Raw genomic sequence first — 16,010 nt, 5'->3', positions numbered from 1 at the left:
GACAAAGGGCGGAGGAGGCTTCCGCATCCGGCGGTCGCCGCGCTATAAGACGCCATGGTGCAACGCGGCCCTTCCCCCCTCCCCGCCACTCTCCCCGCCCCGGCGCGCCGCCGCCGGCGAACCGCCGCCCGGCCGCCCCGACCGCCCCAGCCGCCGCGGGCGCTGGAGATATCCGGCCTGCCGGTTCCGTTGGAATTGCGGGAAAGCGCGCGGGCCACCCGCATGACCCTGCGCGTCGATGCCGGCCGCGGTCTGGTCGAGGTGGTGGTGCCGGTCGGCGTGTCGGAAACCGACGCCCGCCAGTTCGTCGGCCGGCATGACGGCTGGCTGCGGGCGCGGCTGGCGGCGATGCCGCCGTCCCTGCCCTTCGCCGACGGCGCCAGCGTGCCCTATCTCGGGGTCGAGCATGTCATCCGCCACGACCCGGCCCTGCGCGGCCCGAGCCGGATCGAGGATGGCGCCCTGCTGGTCGGCGGCCAGCCCGAGCATGTCGCCCGCCGCGTCCGCGATTTCCTGACCGCCGAAGCCAAGCGCGAGTTGGCGACCCGCGCCCGCCTGAAAGCCGCCTCCATCGGCGCCCGCGTCGCCGCCGTCACCATCCGCGACACCAAGAGCCGTTGGGGCAGCTGTTCCTCGACCGGCCGGCTGTCCTTCTCCTGGCGGCTGATCCTGACGCCGGAGCCGGTGCTGGATTATGTCGTCGGGCACGAGGTGGCGCATCTGCGCGAGATGAACCATTCCCAGCGCTTCTGGGCGCTGTGCGCCAGCCTGACCGCCGGCCGCGGCGTCGACTGGCCGCGGGCCTGGCTGAAGGCGAACGGGACACGGCTGCTGCGCTACGGCTGAGGTCGGAACGACACCCCGCGCGCGCCCAGAGCGCGATCGGTTCAGACGGACTCTAGTCCACCACCTCGGCGACCACTTCGGCCACCCGGTTCCCGGCCATGCCGGCATCGCGCCGAACCAGGGCCAGGAACTCCTCGTAGGGCATCGGGCGGCCCAGCAGATAGCCTTGGCATTGGTCGCAGCCGAGCCTGGCGAGGCAGTCGTACTGTTCTTCCGTCTCCACCCCTTCGGCCAGGGTCTGCATGCGCAGGGAACGGGCCATGCCGATGATCGCCTCGGCGATGGCGCCGCTGTCCGGATTGCCGGCGCGCAGGCCGCTGACGAAGCTGCGGTCGATCTTCAGCTTGTCCACCCGGAAGCGCTTCAGATAGGCCAGCGACGAGTAGCCGGTGCCGAAATCGTCGATGGCGACAGGCACCCCCATCTCGCGCAACTGGGCGAAGGTCTCCGACACCACGTCGGACTCGTCCATCAGGACGCTTTCCGTCACCTCCAGCTCCAGCGCCGAGGAGGGAACGCCGTAGGCCGCCAGCCAACCGGCCACCCGCTCCGCCAGACCGGGGCGGCGCACCTGCACCGCCGACAGGTTGACGGCGATCACCAGGGTGCGGTGGCGCATCAGCTCCGCCGCGCGGCGGCAGGCCTCGCCCAGCACCCAGTCGCCCAAAGGCAGGATCAGTCCGGTGTCCTCGGCCACCGGAATGAACTGCCCCGGCATGATCAGCGTGCCGTCGGGCTGGCGCCAGCGCACCAGCGCCTCCGCCCCGATCAGGCGCCGGCCGTCCATCGAGAATTGCGGCTGGAAATGCAGTTCCAGCTCGTTGTTGGCGAGCGCCCGGCGCAGATTGTTCTCCGTCCACAGACGGTCGGACGCGCGGCGGTTCAGTTCCGGCGTGAAGAAGCGGTAGGTCGCGCGCCCGCCCTCCTTGGCGGCGTACATCGCCATGTCGGCGCTCTTCAGCAAGGCGTCGATGCCGGTGCCGTCGTCGGGATAGATGGCGATGCCGATGGACGGCGTGACCTGCAATTCGTGCCCGTCGATCAGATAGGGCTCCGACACCGAGCGCAGCACCTTGCGCGCGACGATGCCCGCCGCCTCGCCGTCGTCCATGTCGCCGATGAGGATGATGAACTCGTCGCCGCCCTGCCGGCTGACCGTGTCGCTGGCCCGCACCGTGCCGACCAGCCGCGCCGCCACCTCGCGCAGCAGGCTGTCGCCGACCTGATGGCCCAGGCTGTCGTTGATGGTCTTGAAGCGGTCGAGATCGACGAACAGCAGCCCCACCCGGGAGCCGTGACGCCCGGCGGCCAGCATGGCGCGCTCCAGCCGGTCGCGCAGCAGGAAACGGTTGGGAAGATCGGTCAGGAAATCGAACTGCGCCAGATGGCGGATCCGCTCCTCCTGCGCGCGGGTTTCGGTGATGTCGGTGAAGGCGGCGATATAGTTGGCGACGGCGCCATCCTCGTTCCTGACCACCGTGACGCTCAGCCATTCCGGGAACACCTCGCCGCTTTTCCGGGTGCTCCAGATCTCGCCGGCCCAATGGCCGTCGCGGCGCAGCTGCGCCCAGAGCTCGGCATAGAAGCCCGGAGGGTTGCGGTCGGAACGCAGAAAACCGGGGCCTTGCCCCAGCACCTCGTCCCGCCCATAGCCGGTGATGCGGGAGAAGGCGTCGTTGGCGGCGACGATCTGCCGCTGGTCGTTGGCGACGAACATGCCCTCCGACGCGTTGTCGAACACCTTGGCCGACAGCCGCAGCTGCCATTCGGCCCGCTTGCGCTCGCTGACGTCGCGGGCGATGGCGGAGTAATAGACCTCCCCCTCGTAGGTGATGCGGCTGGCGGTGACCTCCAGTTCCAGCATGCGGCCGTCGGCGGTGTGGTAGACGGTCTCGTAATGGCTGGCGGCATTCTCGCCCTCGGCGGCGAAGCGCTTCAGCAGGTCGGCCTGCCCCATCACCAGATCCTCCAGCGTCCCGCCCAGGGCCTGGCAACCGAAGGGATTGACGTAGGTGATGCGCAGGCCGGCGTCGGCCAGCACGACGATCTCCGACACGTGATCGACGAAGAAATTGGCGAGATAGAGCTGGCGCGCCCGTTCGCGCAGCATGCTGTCGCTGTGGCTGACCCGCTGCTGGTAGGAGCCGACGATGCGCCGGATCCAGCCGGTGACCAGCCAGGACACGCCGACCGACGCCGCCAGCGCCAGCGCCAGCACCGCGACGGTCGTCCAGACCCGCTGGTTGACGCCCCGGCTGATCTCCGCCCGGCGGATCTCCATCTCCTTGCCGACATCATCGATGTAGAAGCCGGCGATCAGGATCCAGCCCCAGACGCCGGGGGCCGCGACATAGGCCATCTTCGGCGTCGGCTGGCCGGTGACCGGATGGATCCAGTCATAGCGCAACTCCCCGCCGCCCTGGCGCCCCAGCTCCAGCAGGCGGATGACGAGATCGCGTTCGGTCTTCCACGGCAGGTCGCGGGCGTTCATCCCCTCCGACGCCGGAGCGGTGGGCGACAGCAGCACCTGCCCGTCCTGGCGCAGCACGCCGATATAGCCGGTCTCGCCGAACCGGAAGGCGCGCAGCCGGTCCAGCGATTCGCGTTGCAGACGCGCCTCCACCGCACTGAGGGAATCGCTGGCGCCGATCACCCAGCCATAGGGCTCGAAACGGCGGACGAAGGCCAGCTTGTCGATGGCGGGCCTGTCGGTGACCGGGGCCGTTTTGTCTCCGGCCGGCTTGTCTGCGGTATGGGCCGGATCGTCCGGTGGATGCCAGCGATAGCGGGCGAAGCCGCGCAGGCTCGGATCCTGGACCGCCCGCATCAGTTCGCGCGCCGCCGCGGCCGCCTGCGGATCGGGCGTGGCGAAGGGGGACGTCCCCTCCCGCGACGGATCGACCGGCATCAGCACCGTGTCGGCGTTCAGGTCGCTGATGAAGTAATAGCCGCGCCCGCCGGAGAAACGCAGCGGCCGCAACGTTTCCTTGATCGACTCCTTCACCGCCTTTTCGGGCAGGATGTCCTTTTCCCGGTCATGGATGCTGCGGGCGATGGAATAGGCCTCGTCCACCTGGGCGCGCAGCTGCTCCTTCAGCAGCGGCTCGACGCGCGAGCGCATGTAGGCGAGGTAGGACTGGGCATTCTCCACCTCCTGCGCCAGGGCCTGGCGCTGCTCCTGGACATAGCGCGCCTCGCTCTGCTCCAGATCATGCTCCAGGTCGGCCCAATGCTGCCAGACGAAGTAGAGCCCGAGCCCGAGCACGAGCGCCGACACCAGCACCATCGACGCCAGGAATTGCAGGCGGTACAGCCGCGCCTCGTCGGACGAGCGCGACGGCGCGCGGACCAGCTCGGCGACGGGGTCGGACAAAAAGGGCTCCCTTCGGATGGCCTGTCTTGGACGATTTGCGAAACGCCGGTCGGGGTCGCCCCCGGGACGCCGTACAAGTGTTGCTTAATGCCCGTAAGGATTCAACCGCAAGCCAATCAAATCCACCCCGGCGCGACTCTTTGACTGTTTTCCTCGCTCCGGGATGGGCAAACCGGCGGGGAGCGGCGCGCGCACAGAGGATTCGCGGAAAGTCCGCCCGCCCCGCCATAGGTGGGAATTCCCTTCGGCCGGCAACAATCCGGGTGCGAAGATTAACGCCGCCGGCCGCCCGGACGAAGGGGAGCCATCGCGAGGCTTTAAAACGCATGCCGGCGCCGCTATGGTCGCGCGCGCGTGCCGAAGAGTTCCGCAAGCCACGTCCAATCCAGCGCCCGCATCCTCCGGAGAGTGCCGATGATCCCCCGCTATACCCGCCAAGAGATGGCCCGCATCTGGGAGCCGGAAAACCGCTTCCGCATCTGGTTCGAGATCGAGGCGCACGCCTGCGACGCGCAGGCCGAGCTGGGCGTGATCCCGAAGGAGGCCGCCAAGGCGGTGTGGGAGCGCGGCAAGTGGGAGATCGACCGCATCGACGAGATCGAGCGCGAGACCCGTCACGACGTCATCGCCTTCCTGACCAACCTCGCCGAACATGTCGGTCCGGAAGCCCGCTTCGTCCATCAGGGCATGACCTCGTCGGACGTGCTGGACACCTGCCTGGCCGTGCAACTGACCCAGGCCGCCGACCTGCTGCTGGCCGACATGGACGCGCTGCTGGCGGCGCTGAAGCGCCGGGCGCTGGAGCACAAGAACACCGTCACCATCGGCCGCAGCCACGGCATCCATGCCGAGCCGACGACCTTCGGGCTGAAGCTGGCCGGCCATTACGCCGCCTTCGCCCGCGGGCGCGAGCGTCTGGTCCAGGCGCGCCAGGACATCGCCACCTGCGCCATCTCCGGCGCCGTCGGCACCTTCGCCAACATCGACCCGCGGGTCGAGGAGCATGTCGCCGCCAAGCTCGGCCTGTCGGTGGAGCCGGTGTCGACCCAGGTCATCCCGCGTGACCGCCACGCCTTCTTCTTCTCCGTGCTGGGCGTGATCGCGTCGAGCATCGAGAATCTGGCGACGGAAATCCGCCACCTGCAACGCACCGAGGTGCGCGAGGCGGAGGAGTATTTCCACCCCGGCCAGAAGGGCTCGTCGGCGATGCCGCACAAGCGCAACCCGGTCCTGTCGGAGAATCTGACCGGTCTGGCCCGCATCGTGCGCTCCGCCGTGGTCCCGGCGCTGGAGAATGTCGCGCTGTGGCACGAGCGCGACATCTCGCACAGCTCCGTCGAGCGCATGATCGGCCCCGACGCCACCGTCACGCTGGATTTCGCCCTGGTGCGCCTGACCAGCATGATGGAGAAGCTGGTGGTCTATCCGGAGCGCATGCAGCGGAACCTGGATGATCTGGGCGGGCTGGTCTTCTCGCAGCGCGTGCTGCTGGCACTGACCCAGGCCGGCATGAGCCGCGAGGACAGCTACAAGGCGGTGCAGCGCAACGCCATGCAGGTGTGGGAGAAGGGCGGCAACTATCTGGACCTGCTGTCGAACGACGCCGACATCGCCAAGCATATCGGCCGCGACAAGCTGGAGCCGATGTTCGACATGACCTACCACACCAAGCATGTCGACACCGTGTTCAAGCGCGTGTTCGGCGCCTGACCGGCTGGACCGGCCGGGCCGTCACCCCATCTTCCGCAGGGCGGCAAAGACTTGCCGGAGGATGACAAACGGCCCGTCCGCTCCTACTCTATCTTGCGAAGCGTGTGCCCGGGCGGGGCAATCCCGAACAGAGCGAGGACTGAACCCATGGCGATGGAAGCCGCCACGATCGAAAAGCTCATCAAGGAGGGCATCCCGGACGCGGTCGTCGAGATCGCGGATCTGCGGGGCGACGGCGACCATTATGCCGCGCTCGTCACCTCCGCCGCCTTCAAGGGCAAGAGCCGGGTGCAGCAGCACCAGATGGTCTACGCGTCCCTCCAGGGAAAGATGGGCGGCGAACTGCACGCCCTGGCGCTGACCACCGCGGTGCCGGAAGGCGCCTGAGAAAAGTGCCGGAAGGCGCCTGAGGCCGCGCCCCGTCAACGCATGTCGCAGTGAACAAGGCCCCGGCCGCGCCGGGCCGCATCGGAAGGGTTATCGAGCCATGGTCGATCAAACCGTCGTCGAGCGCATCGAGCAGGACATCAAGCACAATGACGTCGTGCTGTATATGAAGGGCACCCCGGTGTTCCCGCAGTGCGGCTTCTCCGCCGCCGTCGTCCAGGTGCTGAGCCACACCGGCGTCAAGTTCAAGGGCGTCAACATCCTGGAGGATCCGGGCCTGCGCCAGGGTCTGAAGGAATATTCGAACTGGCCGACCTTCCCGCAGCTCTACGTCAAGGGCGAGCTGGTCGGCGGCTGCGACATCGTCCGCGAGATGTACGAGTCGGGCGAGTTGCAGGCCCTGCTGGCCGACAAGGGCGTCGCCACCGCCGCCTGACGGCGTCGCGGCTCCGGCAGGATCGGAAGAGCCCCGCTTCGGCGGGGCTTTTTCATGCCCGCGCCCCGGCGGACAAACAGCGATGCCGGCGGCGCAGCCCGGCCATGTCCGGCCGACCGCTGCCGAATTGCCCAAACAATGTGCTAAACGGACGGTATGTCCTCGATACCGACGCCCGCCAAGGCCCCGACCTCCACAAGCGCGGCGTTCGTCGCGGCGCTGTCCTCCTACCTGATCTGGGGGCTGGTCAACCCGGTCTTCTTCAAATCGCTGGGCGATGTCGGCGCGGTGGAGATCGTCGCCCACCGGGTGGTGTGGACGGTGGTGCTGGTCGGCTCGATCGTGCTGGCGACCCGGGGGCCGGCGGCGATCGTCACGGCGGTCGGCAGTTGGCGCCGGCTCGGCGTCCTGGTGGTCACCACCCTGCTGGTGACCGTCAACTGGACGGTCTTCATCTGGGCGGTGGTGAACAGCCGGCTGGTCGAGGCCAGCCTGGGCTATTTCATCAACCCGCTGATCAATGTGCTGCTCGGCGTGCTGTTCCTGCATGAGCGGCTCAGCCGCGGCCGGATGCTGGCGGTCGCCATCGCCACCGCCGGCGTCGGCAGCCTGGTCGCCAGCTATGGCGCGGTGCCCTGGGTCGCCCTGTCGCTGGCGCTGTCCTTCGGCTTCTACGCCCTGGTGCGCAAGAAGGCGGCGATCGACCCGCTGATCGGGCTGCTGGTCGAAACCGCCCTGCTGCTGCCGGCGGCGCTGGGCTATCTGCTGTGGCTGGGCGGCGGCGGCGCCTTCGGCCATGGCTGGGGGGAAAGCATCCTGCTGGTGCTGGCCGGACCGATGACGGCGGTGCCGCTGGTGCTGTTCATGATCGGCGCCGGGCGGCTGACGCTGACCACCATGGGGCTGCTGCAATATGTCGGGCCGACCGGGCAGCTGCTGCTCGGCGTGCTGGTCTATGGCGAGGCCTTCACCCGCGGCCATGCCATCACCTTTGCCTGCATCTGGGTGGCGCTGGCGGTGTTCACCGCCGACGCGGTGCACAACCACCGCCGGACCAGCCGCGCGGCGGCGGCGGCGGCGGCCGAGTGAACGGTCAGCGGGGTGTGAGACCGTGGGCGATGGTGTGGGCCAGGGTGCCGACCATGGCGCAGATGCCGGCATCGTCGCGGCCGAACACCACCTGATCGAGGAAGCCCAGCCCGAAGCTGAGCGTCGCGATGCCGGCCGCCACATTGGCGAGATCGGCGTCGGCGGCGATGGCGCCACGGTCGCGATGGCCCTCCAGCCGCTTGATCAGACAGGGAATCCGGCTCTGCGACAGGGTGCGCGCCATCTCGTCGGCGATCGCCGGATCGACCAGCGCGCGGGCCAGCACGACACGGGTGAAGTCGCGGCACGCCCAGCTGTGCTTCAACTGGGCGTGCAGGAAATGGACAAGGTCGGTCTCCAGATCCTCATCCGGCGGCGGCAAGGCGCAGCCGCCCGATTCCTCGCGCCAATAGCGCTCCACCACCGCCAGCAGAAGCCCGCTCTTTCCTGAGAAATAGCGCTGGATCAGCTGTTCGTTGACCCCGGCCCGGCCGGCGATCTCGCGCGTCGTCGCCGCGTCGAAGCCGCGTTCGGCGAACACCATCTTGGCGGCGTCAAGCAACGCGTTTTCGGTCGCCGCGCGGTCGCGCCGGCGCCCCCCGCCCTCGCCCTCGCTGCCATTGCCGGGGCAACAGCCGCCATCGTCCTTGCCCGCGGCTTCCTTGCTTGCGTCCAAAGCCCGTCCCTCTCCAGCCGGTCGCTTCGGCTTGATAATAAGTATGCAGATACATACTTGACAAGCGGCAGGCTTTGCTTCAAGTATGTACTCACATACATACACCCGGTTACCCGACAAGCCAATTGTCCAACGGAGGGTATTTCCGCCATGTCGCACAGCACCGCCACGCCGGATCTGTTCACGCCGCTGCGCCTCGGCGCCATCGAGCTGCCGAACCGCGTCATCATGGCGCCGATGACCCGCGGCCGCGCCGGCGACGGCAATTGCCCGACGGCGCTGACCGCCGACTATTACGCGCAGCGCGCCTCGGCCGGCCTGATCATCACCGAGGCGACCCAGGTCTGCGACACCGCCCAGGGCTATCCCAACACGCCGGGCATCCACACCGACGCCCAGACGCTGGGATGGCGCGCGGTGGCCGAGGCGGTGCATGCGGCGGGCGGGCGGATCGTCACCCAGCTCTGGCATGTCGGCCGCATCTCCCACCCGCTGTTCCAGCCGAACGGCGCCGCCCCGGTCGCTCCCTCGGCCATCGCGGCCAAGGGCCAGCTCTTCACCGGCGCCGGCATGGAGCCGTTCCCGGTTCCGCGCGCCCTTGAAACGTCGGAGATCCCCGTCCTGGTCCGCCATTTCGCCGACGCCGCCAAGCGCGCGGTGTTCGATGCCGGTCTGGATGGCGTCGAAATCCATGCGGCCAACGGCTATCTGATCGACCAGTTCCTGCGCGACAGCACCAACACCCGCACCGACCAGTATGGCGGATCGGTGGAGAACCGCTGCCGCTTCCTGCTGGAGATTCTGGAGGCCACGGCCCATGCGGTCGGCGCCGACCGCATCGGCGTCCGCCTGTCGCCGACCGGCGTGTTCAACGACATGAGGGACAGCGACCCGCTGCCGCATTTCCTGGCGGTCACCAAGGCGCTGAACCCCTTCAACCTCGCCTATCTGCATGTGATCGAAGGCCGCCCCGGCCATCACATGGCGCCGCCGGAGGGCGCGCCCCATGCCGCCGCCGCCCTGCGCGCCGTCTACAAGGGCCCCTTCATCCTGAATGGCGGCTACAGCCGGGCCGACGCCGATGCGGCGCTGGCCAAGGGCGAGGCCGATGCGGTCAGCTTCGGCGAGGCCTTCATCGCCAACCCGGACCTGCCGTTGCGCCTGCGGGCCGAGGCGCCGCTGGCCGAGCCGGACCGCAACACCTATTACGGCGGCGACGCCAAGGGCTACACCGACTATCCGGCCCTGGAATCCATCGCCGCCTGACCGGTTTGCGGCCCCACCACCCCGGTGAGGCCGCAATAACTCCCGACGTGAGAGAGCGCGTCGTGAGTGCGTCGTGAGACGCGGATCCCCGCTGCCCCCGGCCCGGTTCCCCCCTGGGCCGGGGGGCTTTTTTGTGAGGGGCCGCTCAATCGGGCTGGGCCGCTACGCCGCCCCGCCCTCTCCCTCCAGCCCGCCCTCCAGCCCTCTGGCGAGCGCGGCGATGGTGCCGTAGCCGACCTGATCGGCCGGGTCGATCTCCGCCATCTTGGCGAGGATCGCCAGCGCCTTCTCGCGATTGTGGCGGCGCAGTTCGATGAAGGCCAGCGCCTTCATGGTGAACAGGAAGAAACGCGCCGGTCCGGCCGCCGTCCAGTCGGTGCTGTCGCCCCTCAGCCGCGGCCAGTCGGCGGGAAAGCCACCCTGCAATGCCGCCGCGTCCAGCCCGATGCGGGCCACCCGCTCCGCCTCCGCCAGCTTCTTGCGGTTGAAGTAGAATTTATAGAGCGCGTAGAAGACCGGCAGCACCCGCGGCCCCTTGCGGTGGGCCTCCCACAGCAGAGCCTCGCAGGCGTCGGGCACGTCGCGGGCCTTCACCGCCTCTTGCAGCAACTCGTCGACCGGTTCGGGCACGTCGCCGAAGGCCATGCGGCCGTTCGATATCCGCAGTTCGATCGGCTGCCCGTCCATATCCTCCATCGCCATCCTGTCCCTCGCCTTTCCGCTGCCCGGACATCCGTCCGGATTTTCCGTTGAGAAAATCAACCATCCGACGCACCGACGACGGCCCATGGTACGCGCGCGGGCGCCGTGAAAGACCATAATTTTTTTGTGCGGCGAAGTGTCGCGGCTGTCGCAAAAGCGACACGCGCAAAACCCGACAAAAATGTTGGTTAGCGAAACTATGTCAGACATTCGCCAGCCCTTTCAGACCTGACAATCATTTAGAATCAATAACTTGATAAGTTGGCACACCCTTTGCTTTTAACCTCCCCAGATCGGCCGGCATCCCCGGCGACGCGGTTTGAGGAGGCGGGACATGGTGACTCTGACGGATGCGGCGGTCTCCACCCTGGAACGGGTCCTGGCGAAGTCGGGCGGTGCCGCCGCCGGCTTGCGGATCGCGGTGACCGACGGCGGCTGCGCCGGGCTGAAATACCAGATGGGTCTGGAAGCGGCGGCAACCGACGACGACGCTGTGCTGAGCTTCGGCCCCGTCACCATCTTCGTCGACGCCAACAGCCAGCCCTTCCTCAGCGGCGTGGTGGTCGATTTCGTCGAGGGCATCGAAGGCTCCGGCTTCAAATTCGACAACCCGAACGCGACCAGCAGCTGCGGCTGCGGCAAATCCTTCTCGGCCGGCGGTGAAGGCGGCGGCTCCTGCTCGACCTCCTCGCCGACCTCCTCGTCGGGCTGCGGGTCGTCGGCCCCCTACTCCACTCACTGATCCCGCCCCGGACACTCTTCCCGGACAGCTCTTCCCCTAGGCGCGCACCCCACGGAAAGGCAGCAGCGACATGTGGAACTACACCGACAAGGTCAAGGAACACTTCTTCAATCCGAAGAACTCCGGTGTCCTGGACAGCGCCAACGCGGTCGGCGAGGTCGGCTCCATCACCTGCGGCGACGCGCTGCGTCTGATGCTGAAGGTCGATCCCGACAGCCAGATCATCCTGGATGCCAAGTTCCAGACCTTCGGCTGCGGCTCGGCCATCGCCTCCTCCTCCGCCCTGACCGAGATGATCATCGGCAAGACGGTGGACGAGGCGCTGACCCTGACCAACCGCGACATCGCCGAGTATCTCGGCGGCCTGCCGCCGGAAAAGATGCACTGCTCCGTCATGGGTGCCGAGGCGCTGCGCGCCGCCATCGCCAACTACAAGGGCGAGGCGTGGGAGGACGACCATGAGGAAGGCGAACTGGTCTGCAAATGCTTCGGCGTCGACGCCGCCATGATCGAGCGCGCGGTGACCGTCAATGGCCTGACCACGCTGGAGGAGGTCACCCACTACACCAAGGCCGGCGGCTCCTGCCAGACCTGCCACGAGAAGATCGAGGAGGTGCTGGAGGAGGTGCTGGCCAAGACCGGCGCGCTGAAGCCCGCCGCGAAACACGCCCCCGGCACCGTCGGGCTCGACGCCATCAAGCCGCTGGAACCGAGGGCGGAGCCGGCGGCGGCGCCCAAGCTGACCAACGTTCAGCGCATGAAGGTCATCATGTCCGCCATCGAGGAGATGCGCCCGCAGATCCAGCGCGACGGCGGCGACGTGGAACTGGTCGACATCGACGGCAAGGACATCTATGTGCGGCTCTCCGGCGCCTGTTCCGGCTGTTCGCAGTCGGCCGGCACGATGATGGGCGTGCAGATGAAGCTGGTCGAGAAGCTCGGCGAGTTCGTGCGGGTCAAGCCCGCGTCCCTCATGCCGGCCCATGCGGGCTAAGGGGAGCACGAAGCCATGAGCCGTCAGACCATGAACCAGGCCATCTATCTCGACAACAACGCCACCACCCGCGTCGATCCGGAAGTGTTGCAGGAGATGCTGCCGCTCTTCACCGAGCATTTCGGCAACCCGTCCTCGATGCACGGCTTCGGCGCCGCGGTGGGCGGCAAGATCGAATGGGCGCGCCGCCAGGTCCAGGCCCTGCTGGGGGCCGCCCATGACAGCGAGATCGTCTTCACCTCCGGCGGGACGGAAAGCGACAACACCGCCATCCTGTCGGCGCTGGAGGCCTATCCGAAGAAGCGCGAGATCATCACCAGCGTGGTCGAACATCCCGGCGTGCTGGCGCTCTGCGAGTATCTGGAGAAGAAGCGCGGCTGCACCGTCCACCGCATCCCGGTGGACGGCAAGGGCGACCTCGACATGGACGCCTACCGCGCGGCCCTGTCCGACCGGGTCGCCATCGTCTCCTTCATGTGGGCCAACAACGAGACCGGGACAATCTTCCCGGTGGAGGAGCTGGCGCGCATGGCCAAGGAGGTCGGCGCGCTGTTCCACACCGACGCGGTGCAGTCGGTCGGCAAGATCCCGATGAAGCTGGCCGACAGCGCCATCGACATGCTGTCGCTGTCCGGCCACAAGCTGCACGCCCCCAAGGGCATCGGCGCGCTCTATGTCAAGCGCGGCCTGCGCTTCCGCCCGATGCTGCGCGGCGGTCATCAGGAACGCTCGCGCCGCGCCGGCACCGAGAACGCGCCCGCCATCGTCGGGCTCGGCGCCGCCGCCCAGCTGGCGCTCGTCCATATGGGCGAGGAGAACACGCGGGTGAAGGCGCTGCGCGACAAGCTGGAACGGGCGATCCTGGCGGCGGTGCCGAGCTGCTTCGTCACCGGCAACCCGGACCACCGCCTGCCCAACACCTGCAACATCGCCTTCGAATATATCGAGGGCGAGGCCATCCTGCTGCTGCTGAACGAGGCCGGCATCGCCGCGTCGTCCGGTTCGGCCTGCACCTCGGGATCGCTGGAGCCGAGCCACGTCATGCGCGCCATGGGCGTGCCCTACACCGCCGCCCATGGCGCCACCCGCTTCTCGCTGTCGCGCGACACGACGGAGGAGGAGATCGACCGGGTCATCGCCGTGGTGCCGGGCATCATCGCCAAGCTGCGCAGCCTGTCGCCCTACTGGCAGCAGGAGGCCGGACGGCCGAAAGAGTTCGCACCCGTTTACTCGTAACACCGGAATCGCAGACCGGGCCGGTGGCCCGTCCCGGCACCCCGCCCGACGACACCCCGTCGGGGCGGGTTCCCGGCCCGGTCTGCGACATTCTCCAAAGGGGACCGCTGTTCCCCGTGCGCGAGGTGCCCTCATGCCCACCACCTTCGCCACCATCAACGACACCACGCTGCGCGACGGCGAGCAGACCGCCGGCGTCGCCTTCACGCTCGACGAGAAGATCGCCATCGCCAAGGCGCTCGACGCCGCCGGCGTGCCGGAACAGGAGATCGGCATCCCCGCCATGGGCGAGGAGGAGCGCGAGGGCATCCGCGCCGTGGCCGCGCTGGGGCTGAAGGGCCGGCTGATGGTGTGGTGCCGCATGCACGACACCGACCTGAAGGCGGCGCTGTCCTGCGATGTCGGCTTCGTCAATCTGTCGATGCCGGTGTCCGACATCCACATCACCCGCAAGCTGAAACGCAGCCGCGCCTGGGCGCTGGCGGAAATCGAACGCCGGGTGAAGCAGGCGCGCGACCATGGGCTGGAGGTCAGCGTCGGCGGCGAGGATTCGTCGCGCGCCGACATGGATTTCCTGATCGCCGCCGCCAGCGTGGCGCAGGCCGCCGGCGCGCGGCGCTTCCGTTTCGCCGACACGCTGGGCGTGCTCGATCCCTTCCAGACGCGCGCCTGCATCGAACGGCTGCGCCGGGCCACCGACCTGGAGATCGAGATCCACGCCCATGACGATCTTGGCCTCGCCAACGCCAATTCGCTGGCCGCGGTGCTGGGCGGCGCGACCCATGTCAACACCACGGTGAACGGGCTGGGCGAGCGCGCCGGCAACGCGCCGCTGGAGGAGGTCGTGGTGTCGCTCAAGCACCTCTACCACATCGACAGCGGGGTGGAGACGCGGTCGCTCGGCGCCATCAGCGATCTGGTGGAACGGGCCTCCAACCGGCCGGTGGCGGTCAACAAGTCGATCGTCGGCGCCGCCGTCTTCACCCATGAGGCCGGCATTCATGTCGACGGGCTGCTGCGCGACCGCGCCACCTATCAGAATTTCGACCCGGCCGAGGTCGGGCGCGAACACCGCATCGTGCTGGGCAAGCATTCCGGGACCGCGGCGGTGAAGCTGGCCTATGAAGGGCTGGGCATCGCCTGCGACGACAGCATGGCGCAAGCGGTGCTGCCACGCGTGCGCGCACTCGCCACCCGCGCCAAGCGGCCGCCCACGCCCGAGGAGCTGCACGCCTTTCTGGAGGCCTGCCTGGAGGCGATGACATGACCCGGACCGCTCCGATTTCCGGCACCGCCCCCCATGCCACACCCGGCATTCTCGCCCTGCTGCGCGAGGACGTCGCCTGCGTGTTCGACCGCGACCCGGCGGCACGCAACGTCTTCGACGTGCTGACCTGCTATCCCGGCATCCATGCGCTGGTGATGTACCGCTTCGCCAACGCGGCGTGGCGGCGGGGGCTGCGCTGGCCGGCGCGATTCCTCTCCTATCTCGCCCGCGCGCTGACCAACATCGACATCCATCCCGGCGCCGGCATCGGCCGCCGCTTCTTCATCGACCATGGCGCCGGCGTGGTGATCGGCGAGACGGCGGAGGTCGGCGACGATGTGACGCTCTATCACGGGGTGACGCTGGGCGGCACCTCCTGGACCAAGGGCAAGCGGCATCCGACGCTGATGGACGGCGTGCTGGTCGGGGCCGGCGCCAAGATCCTGGGGCCGATCACCGTCGGCGCCAACGCGCGGGTCGGCGCCAATTCGGTGGTGACCAAGCCGGTGCCGCCGGGCATGACCGTGGTCGGCATCCCCGGCCGGGTGGTGCGGCCGGAAACCCAGCGCCGGTCCTCCGACGCTCCCCTGCCGGACCACGGCATCGATCTGGAACATCATCTGATGCCGGACCCGGTCGGCAAGGCCATCGCCTGCCTGATCGACCACATCAACCGCATCGAAGCCCGGCTGGATGACCGCCTGAACAGCCCCCCAATTAACCGGGGCGCAGCGATACCGTCACAATTTCTTGATAAGAACATCCGCCTGGCGGAAATTCACCTGACCGACATACGTCTGGACGGTGTCGCCTGCGGCGCTTGTGGCAACATCTGCGACCAGGAGGGCTGCGGCCCCTCCCCTTCCACCCAGCAGCATGCGTGAGGAGCCTTCGACGATGAGCGAATTCACCGACGACCTCGACGATCTGGAAACCGCGGAAGACTTCCTGCGCTTCTTCCACGTCACCTATGACCAGCGCGTGGTCAACGTGAACCGCCTGCACATCCTGCAGCGCTTCCACGATTACCTGTCGGCGGACCATGGGATGGAGGGGCTGGACGACGACGGCACGTCGGCGCGCTACCGTTTCCATCTGGAACGCGCCTATCAGGATTTCGTCGTGTCCAACGCCATCGCGGAAAAGACCTTCAAGGTCCACAAGGAGGAGGCGCGCAAGATGGCCGACCGCTTCGTCCCGCTGGACAGCCTGCTGGGCTCGCCGGTCGGCTGAACCGCCGCGCGACGGAGTTCGGCGGACGGGGGCGCCCCATGGCGCCCCCGTCG

General features: G+C 68.2%; 15 protein-coding genes. 12 read left to right on the top strand and 3 right to left on the bottom strand.

The window, feature by feature from the left end; translation table 11 throughout:
• The first annotated feature begins 54 nt into the window (after positions 1-54).
• A complete protein-coding gene (locus AZL_RS03510) occupies positions 55-846 on the top strand; it encodes a M48 family metallopeptidase (protein WP_012973290.1) in 792 nt (263 codons plus the stop codon).
• A 52-nt stretch (positions 847-898) separates the two neighbouring features.
• Here AZL_RS03510 and AZL_RS37485 read toward each other — a convergent pair whose 3' ends face one another.
• Positions 899-4,219 carry a bifunctional diguanylate cyclase/phosphodiesterase gene (locus tag AZL_RS37485; RefSeq protein ID WP_052293616.1) on the bottom strand — a complete coding sequence of 1,107 codons (3,321 nt, stop codon included), beginning with the start codon at positions 4,217-4,219 and terminating at the stop codon, positions 899-901.
• A 414-nt stretch (positions 4,220-4,633) separates the two neighbouring features.
• On the opposite strand from AZL_RS37485, the gene purB reads away from it, so the two are divergent.
• The 4 genes from purB to rarD all read left to right on the top strand — a co-directional run bounded on the left by purB (position 4,634) and on the right by rarD (position 7,841).
• Complete coding sequence (purB, locus tag AZL_RS03500) at positions 4,634-5,929, top strand: adenylosuccinate lyase (RefSeq protein ID WP_012973288.1); 1,296 nt, start codon at positions 4,634-4,636, stop codon at positions 5,927-5,929.
• A 147-nt stretch (positions 5,930-6,076) separates the two neighbouring features.
• Positions 6,077-6,316 carry a BolA family protein gene (locus AZL_RS03495; protein ID WP_012973287.1) on the top strand — a complete coding sequence of 80 codons (240 nt, stop codon included), beginning with the start codon at positions 6,077-6,079 and terminating at the stop codon, positions 6,314-6,316.
• Between the two features lie 100 nt (positions 6,317-6,416).
• Positions 6,417-6,752, top strand: a complete 336-nt coding sequence (grxD, locus tag AZL_RS03490; RefSeq protein ID WP_012973286.1) for a Grx4 family monothiol glutaredoxin — start codon at positions 6,417-6,419, stop codon at positions 6,750-6,752.
• Positions 6,753-6,908: 156 nt separating this feature from the next.
• Positions 6,909-7,841 carry an EamA family transporter RarD gene (rarD, locus tag AZL_RS03485; RefSeq protein WP_012973285.1) on the top strand — a complete coding sequence of 311 codons (933 nt, stop codon included), beginning with the start codon at positions 6,909-6,911 and terminating at the stop codon, positions 7,839-7,841.
• 4 nt (positions 7,842-7,845) lie between these two features.
• Here the strand turns inward: rarD and AZL_RS03480 are convergent, their stop codons facing one another.
• Positions 7,846-8,517 carry a TetR/AcrR family transcriptional regulator gene (locus AZL_RS03480; RefSeq protein WP_148219177.1) on the bottom strand — a complete coding sequence of 224 codons (672 nt, stop codon included), beginning with the start codon at positions 8,515-8,517 and terminating at the stop codon, positions 7,846-7,848.
• 150 nt (positions 8,518-8,667) lie between these two features.
• Between AZL_RS03480 and AZL_RS03475 the strand changes: the two genes are divergently transcribed.
• Positions 8,668-9,783 carry an alkene reductase gene (locus AZL_RS03475; RefSeq protein WP_012973283.1) on the top strand — a complete coding sequence of 372 codons (1,116 nt, stop codon included), beginning with the start codon at positions 8,668-8,670 and terminating at the stop codon, positions 9,781-9,783.
• A gap of 162 nt (positions 9,784-9,945) precedes the next feature.
• On the opposite strand, the gene AZL_RS03470 is transcribed toward AZL_RS03475, so the two are convergent.
• Complete coding sequence (locus AZL_RS03470; protein WP_247894260.1) at positions 9,946-10,485, bottom strand: hypothetical protein; 540 nt, start codon at positions 10,483-10,485, stop codon at positions 9,946-9,948.
• A 334-nt stretch (positions 10,486-10,819) separates the two neighbouring features.
• Here AZL_RS03470 and AZL_RS03465 point away from each other — a divergent pair, with 334 nt between their 5' ends.
• The 6 genes from AZL_RS03465 (at position 10,820) to nifW (ending at position 15,957) form a co-directional block, all read left to right on the top strand.
• Entirely contained in the window at positions 10,820-11,227 is a 408-nt protein-coding gene (locus tag AZL_RS03465; RefSeq protein ID WP_012973281.1) for a HesB/IscA family protein, read from the top strand.
• A gap of 70 nt (positions 11,228-11,297) precedes the next feature.
• On the top strand, positions 11,298-12,221 hold the full coding sequence (gene nifU / locus AZL_RS03460; protein WP_012973280.1) for a Fe-S cluster assembly protein NifU: 924 nt from the start codon (positions 11,298-11,300) through the stop codon (positions 12,219-12,221).
• 15 nt (positions 12,222-12,236) lie between these two features.
• Positions 12,237-13,457 (top strand): cysteine desulfurase NifS, encoded by a 1,221-nt coding sequence (gene nifS, locus AZL_RS03455; RefSeq protein WP_012973279.1) that lies wholly within the window; start codon positions 12,237-12,239, stop codon positions 13,455-13,457.
• Positions 13,458-13,590: 133 nt separating this feature from the next.
• A complete protein-coding gene (gene nifV, locus AZL_RS03450; RefSeq protein WP_012973278.1) occupies positions 13,591-14,724 on the top strand; it encodes a homocitrate synthase in 1,134 nt (377 codons plus the stop codon).
• Positions 14,725-14,771: 47 nt separating this feature from the next.
• A complete protein-coding gene (gene cysE / locus AZL_RS03445; protein ID WP_371304228.1) occupies positions 14,772-15,608 on the top strand; it encodes a serine O-acetyltransferase in 837 nt (278 codons plus the stop codon).
• 13 nt (positions 15,609-15,621) lie between these two features.
• Positions 15,622-15,957 carry a nitrogenase-stabilizing/protective protein NifW gene (nifW, locus tag AZL_RS03440; protein WP_012973276.1) on the top strand — a complete coding sequence of 112 codons (336 nt, stop codon included), beginning with the start codon at positions 15,622-15,624 and terminating at the stop codon, positions 15,955-15,957.
• Positions 15,958-16,010 lie beyond the last annotated feature (53 nt).

The sequence above is a fragment of the Azospirillum sp. B510 genome, assembly GCF_000010725.1.
In the GTDB taxonomy this organism is placed as follows: Bacteria; Pseudomonadota; Alphaproteobacteria; order Azospirillales; family Azospirillaceae; genus Azospirillum; species Azospirillum lipoferum_B.
The sequence above is the reverse complement of the archived record's forward strand: the minus strand, read 5'-3'. Positions and strand labels throughout refer to the sequence as shown.

Coding starts and splice junctions, on each gene's coding strand:
- AZL_RS03510 (WP_012973290.1), top strand. CDS start 55: ATGGTGCAACGCGGCCCTTCCCCCCTCCCCGCCACTCTCCCCGCCCCG.
- purB (WP_012973288.1), top strand. CDS start 4,634: ATGATCCCCCGCTATACCCGCCAAGAGATGGCCCGCATCTGGGAGCCG.
- AZL_RS03495 (WP_012973287.1), top strand. CDS start 6,077: ATGGCGATGGAAGCCGCCACGATCGAAAAGCTCATCAAGGAGGGCATC.
- grxD (WP_012973286.1), top strand. CDS start 6,417: ATGGTCGATCAAACCGTCGTCGAGCGCATCGAGCAGGACATCAAGCAC.
- rarD (WP_012973285.1), top strand. CDS start 6,909: ATGTCCTCGATACCGACGCCCGCCAAGGCCCCGACCTCCACAAGCGCG.
- AZL_RS03475 (WP_012973283.1), top strand. CDS start 8,668: ATGTCGCACAGCACCGCCACGCCGGATCTGTTCACGCCGCTGCGCCTC.
- AZL_RS03470 (WP_247894260.1), bottom strand. CDS start 10,485: ATGGCGATGGAGGATATGGACGGGCAGCCGATCGAACTGCGGATATCG.
- AZL_RS03465 (WP_012973281.1), top strand. CDS start 10,820: ATGGTGACTCTGACGGATGCGGCGGTCTCCACCCTGGAACGGGTCCTG.
- nifU (WP_012973280.1), top strand. CDS start 11,298: ATGTGGAACTACACCGACAAGGTCAAGGAACACTTCTTCAATCCGAAG.
- nifS (WP_012973279.1), top strand. CDS start 12,237: ATGAGCCGTCAGACCATGAACCAGGCCATCTATCTCGACAACAACGCC.
- nifV (WP_012973278.1), top strand. CDS start 13,591: ATGCCCACCACCTTCGCCACCATCAACGACACCACGCTGCGCGACGGC.
- nifW (WP_012973276.1), top strand. CDS start 15,622: ATGAGCGAATTCACCGACGACCTCGACGATCTGGAAACCGCGGAAGAC.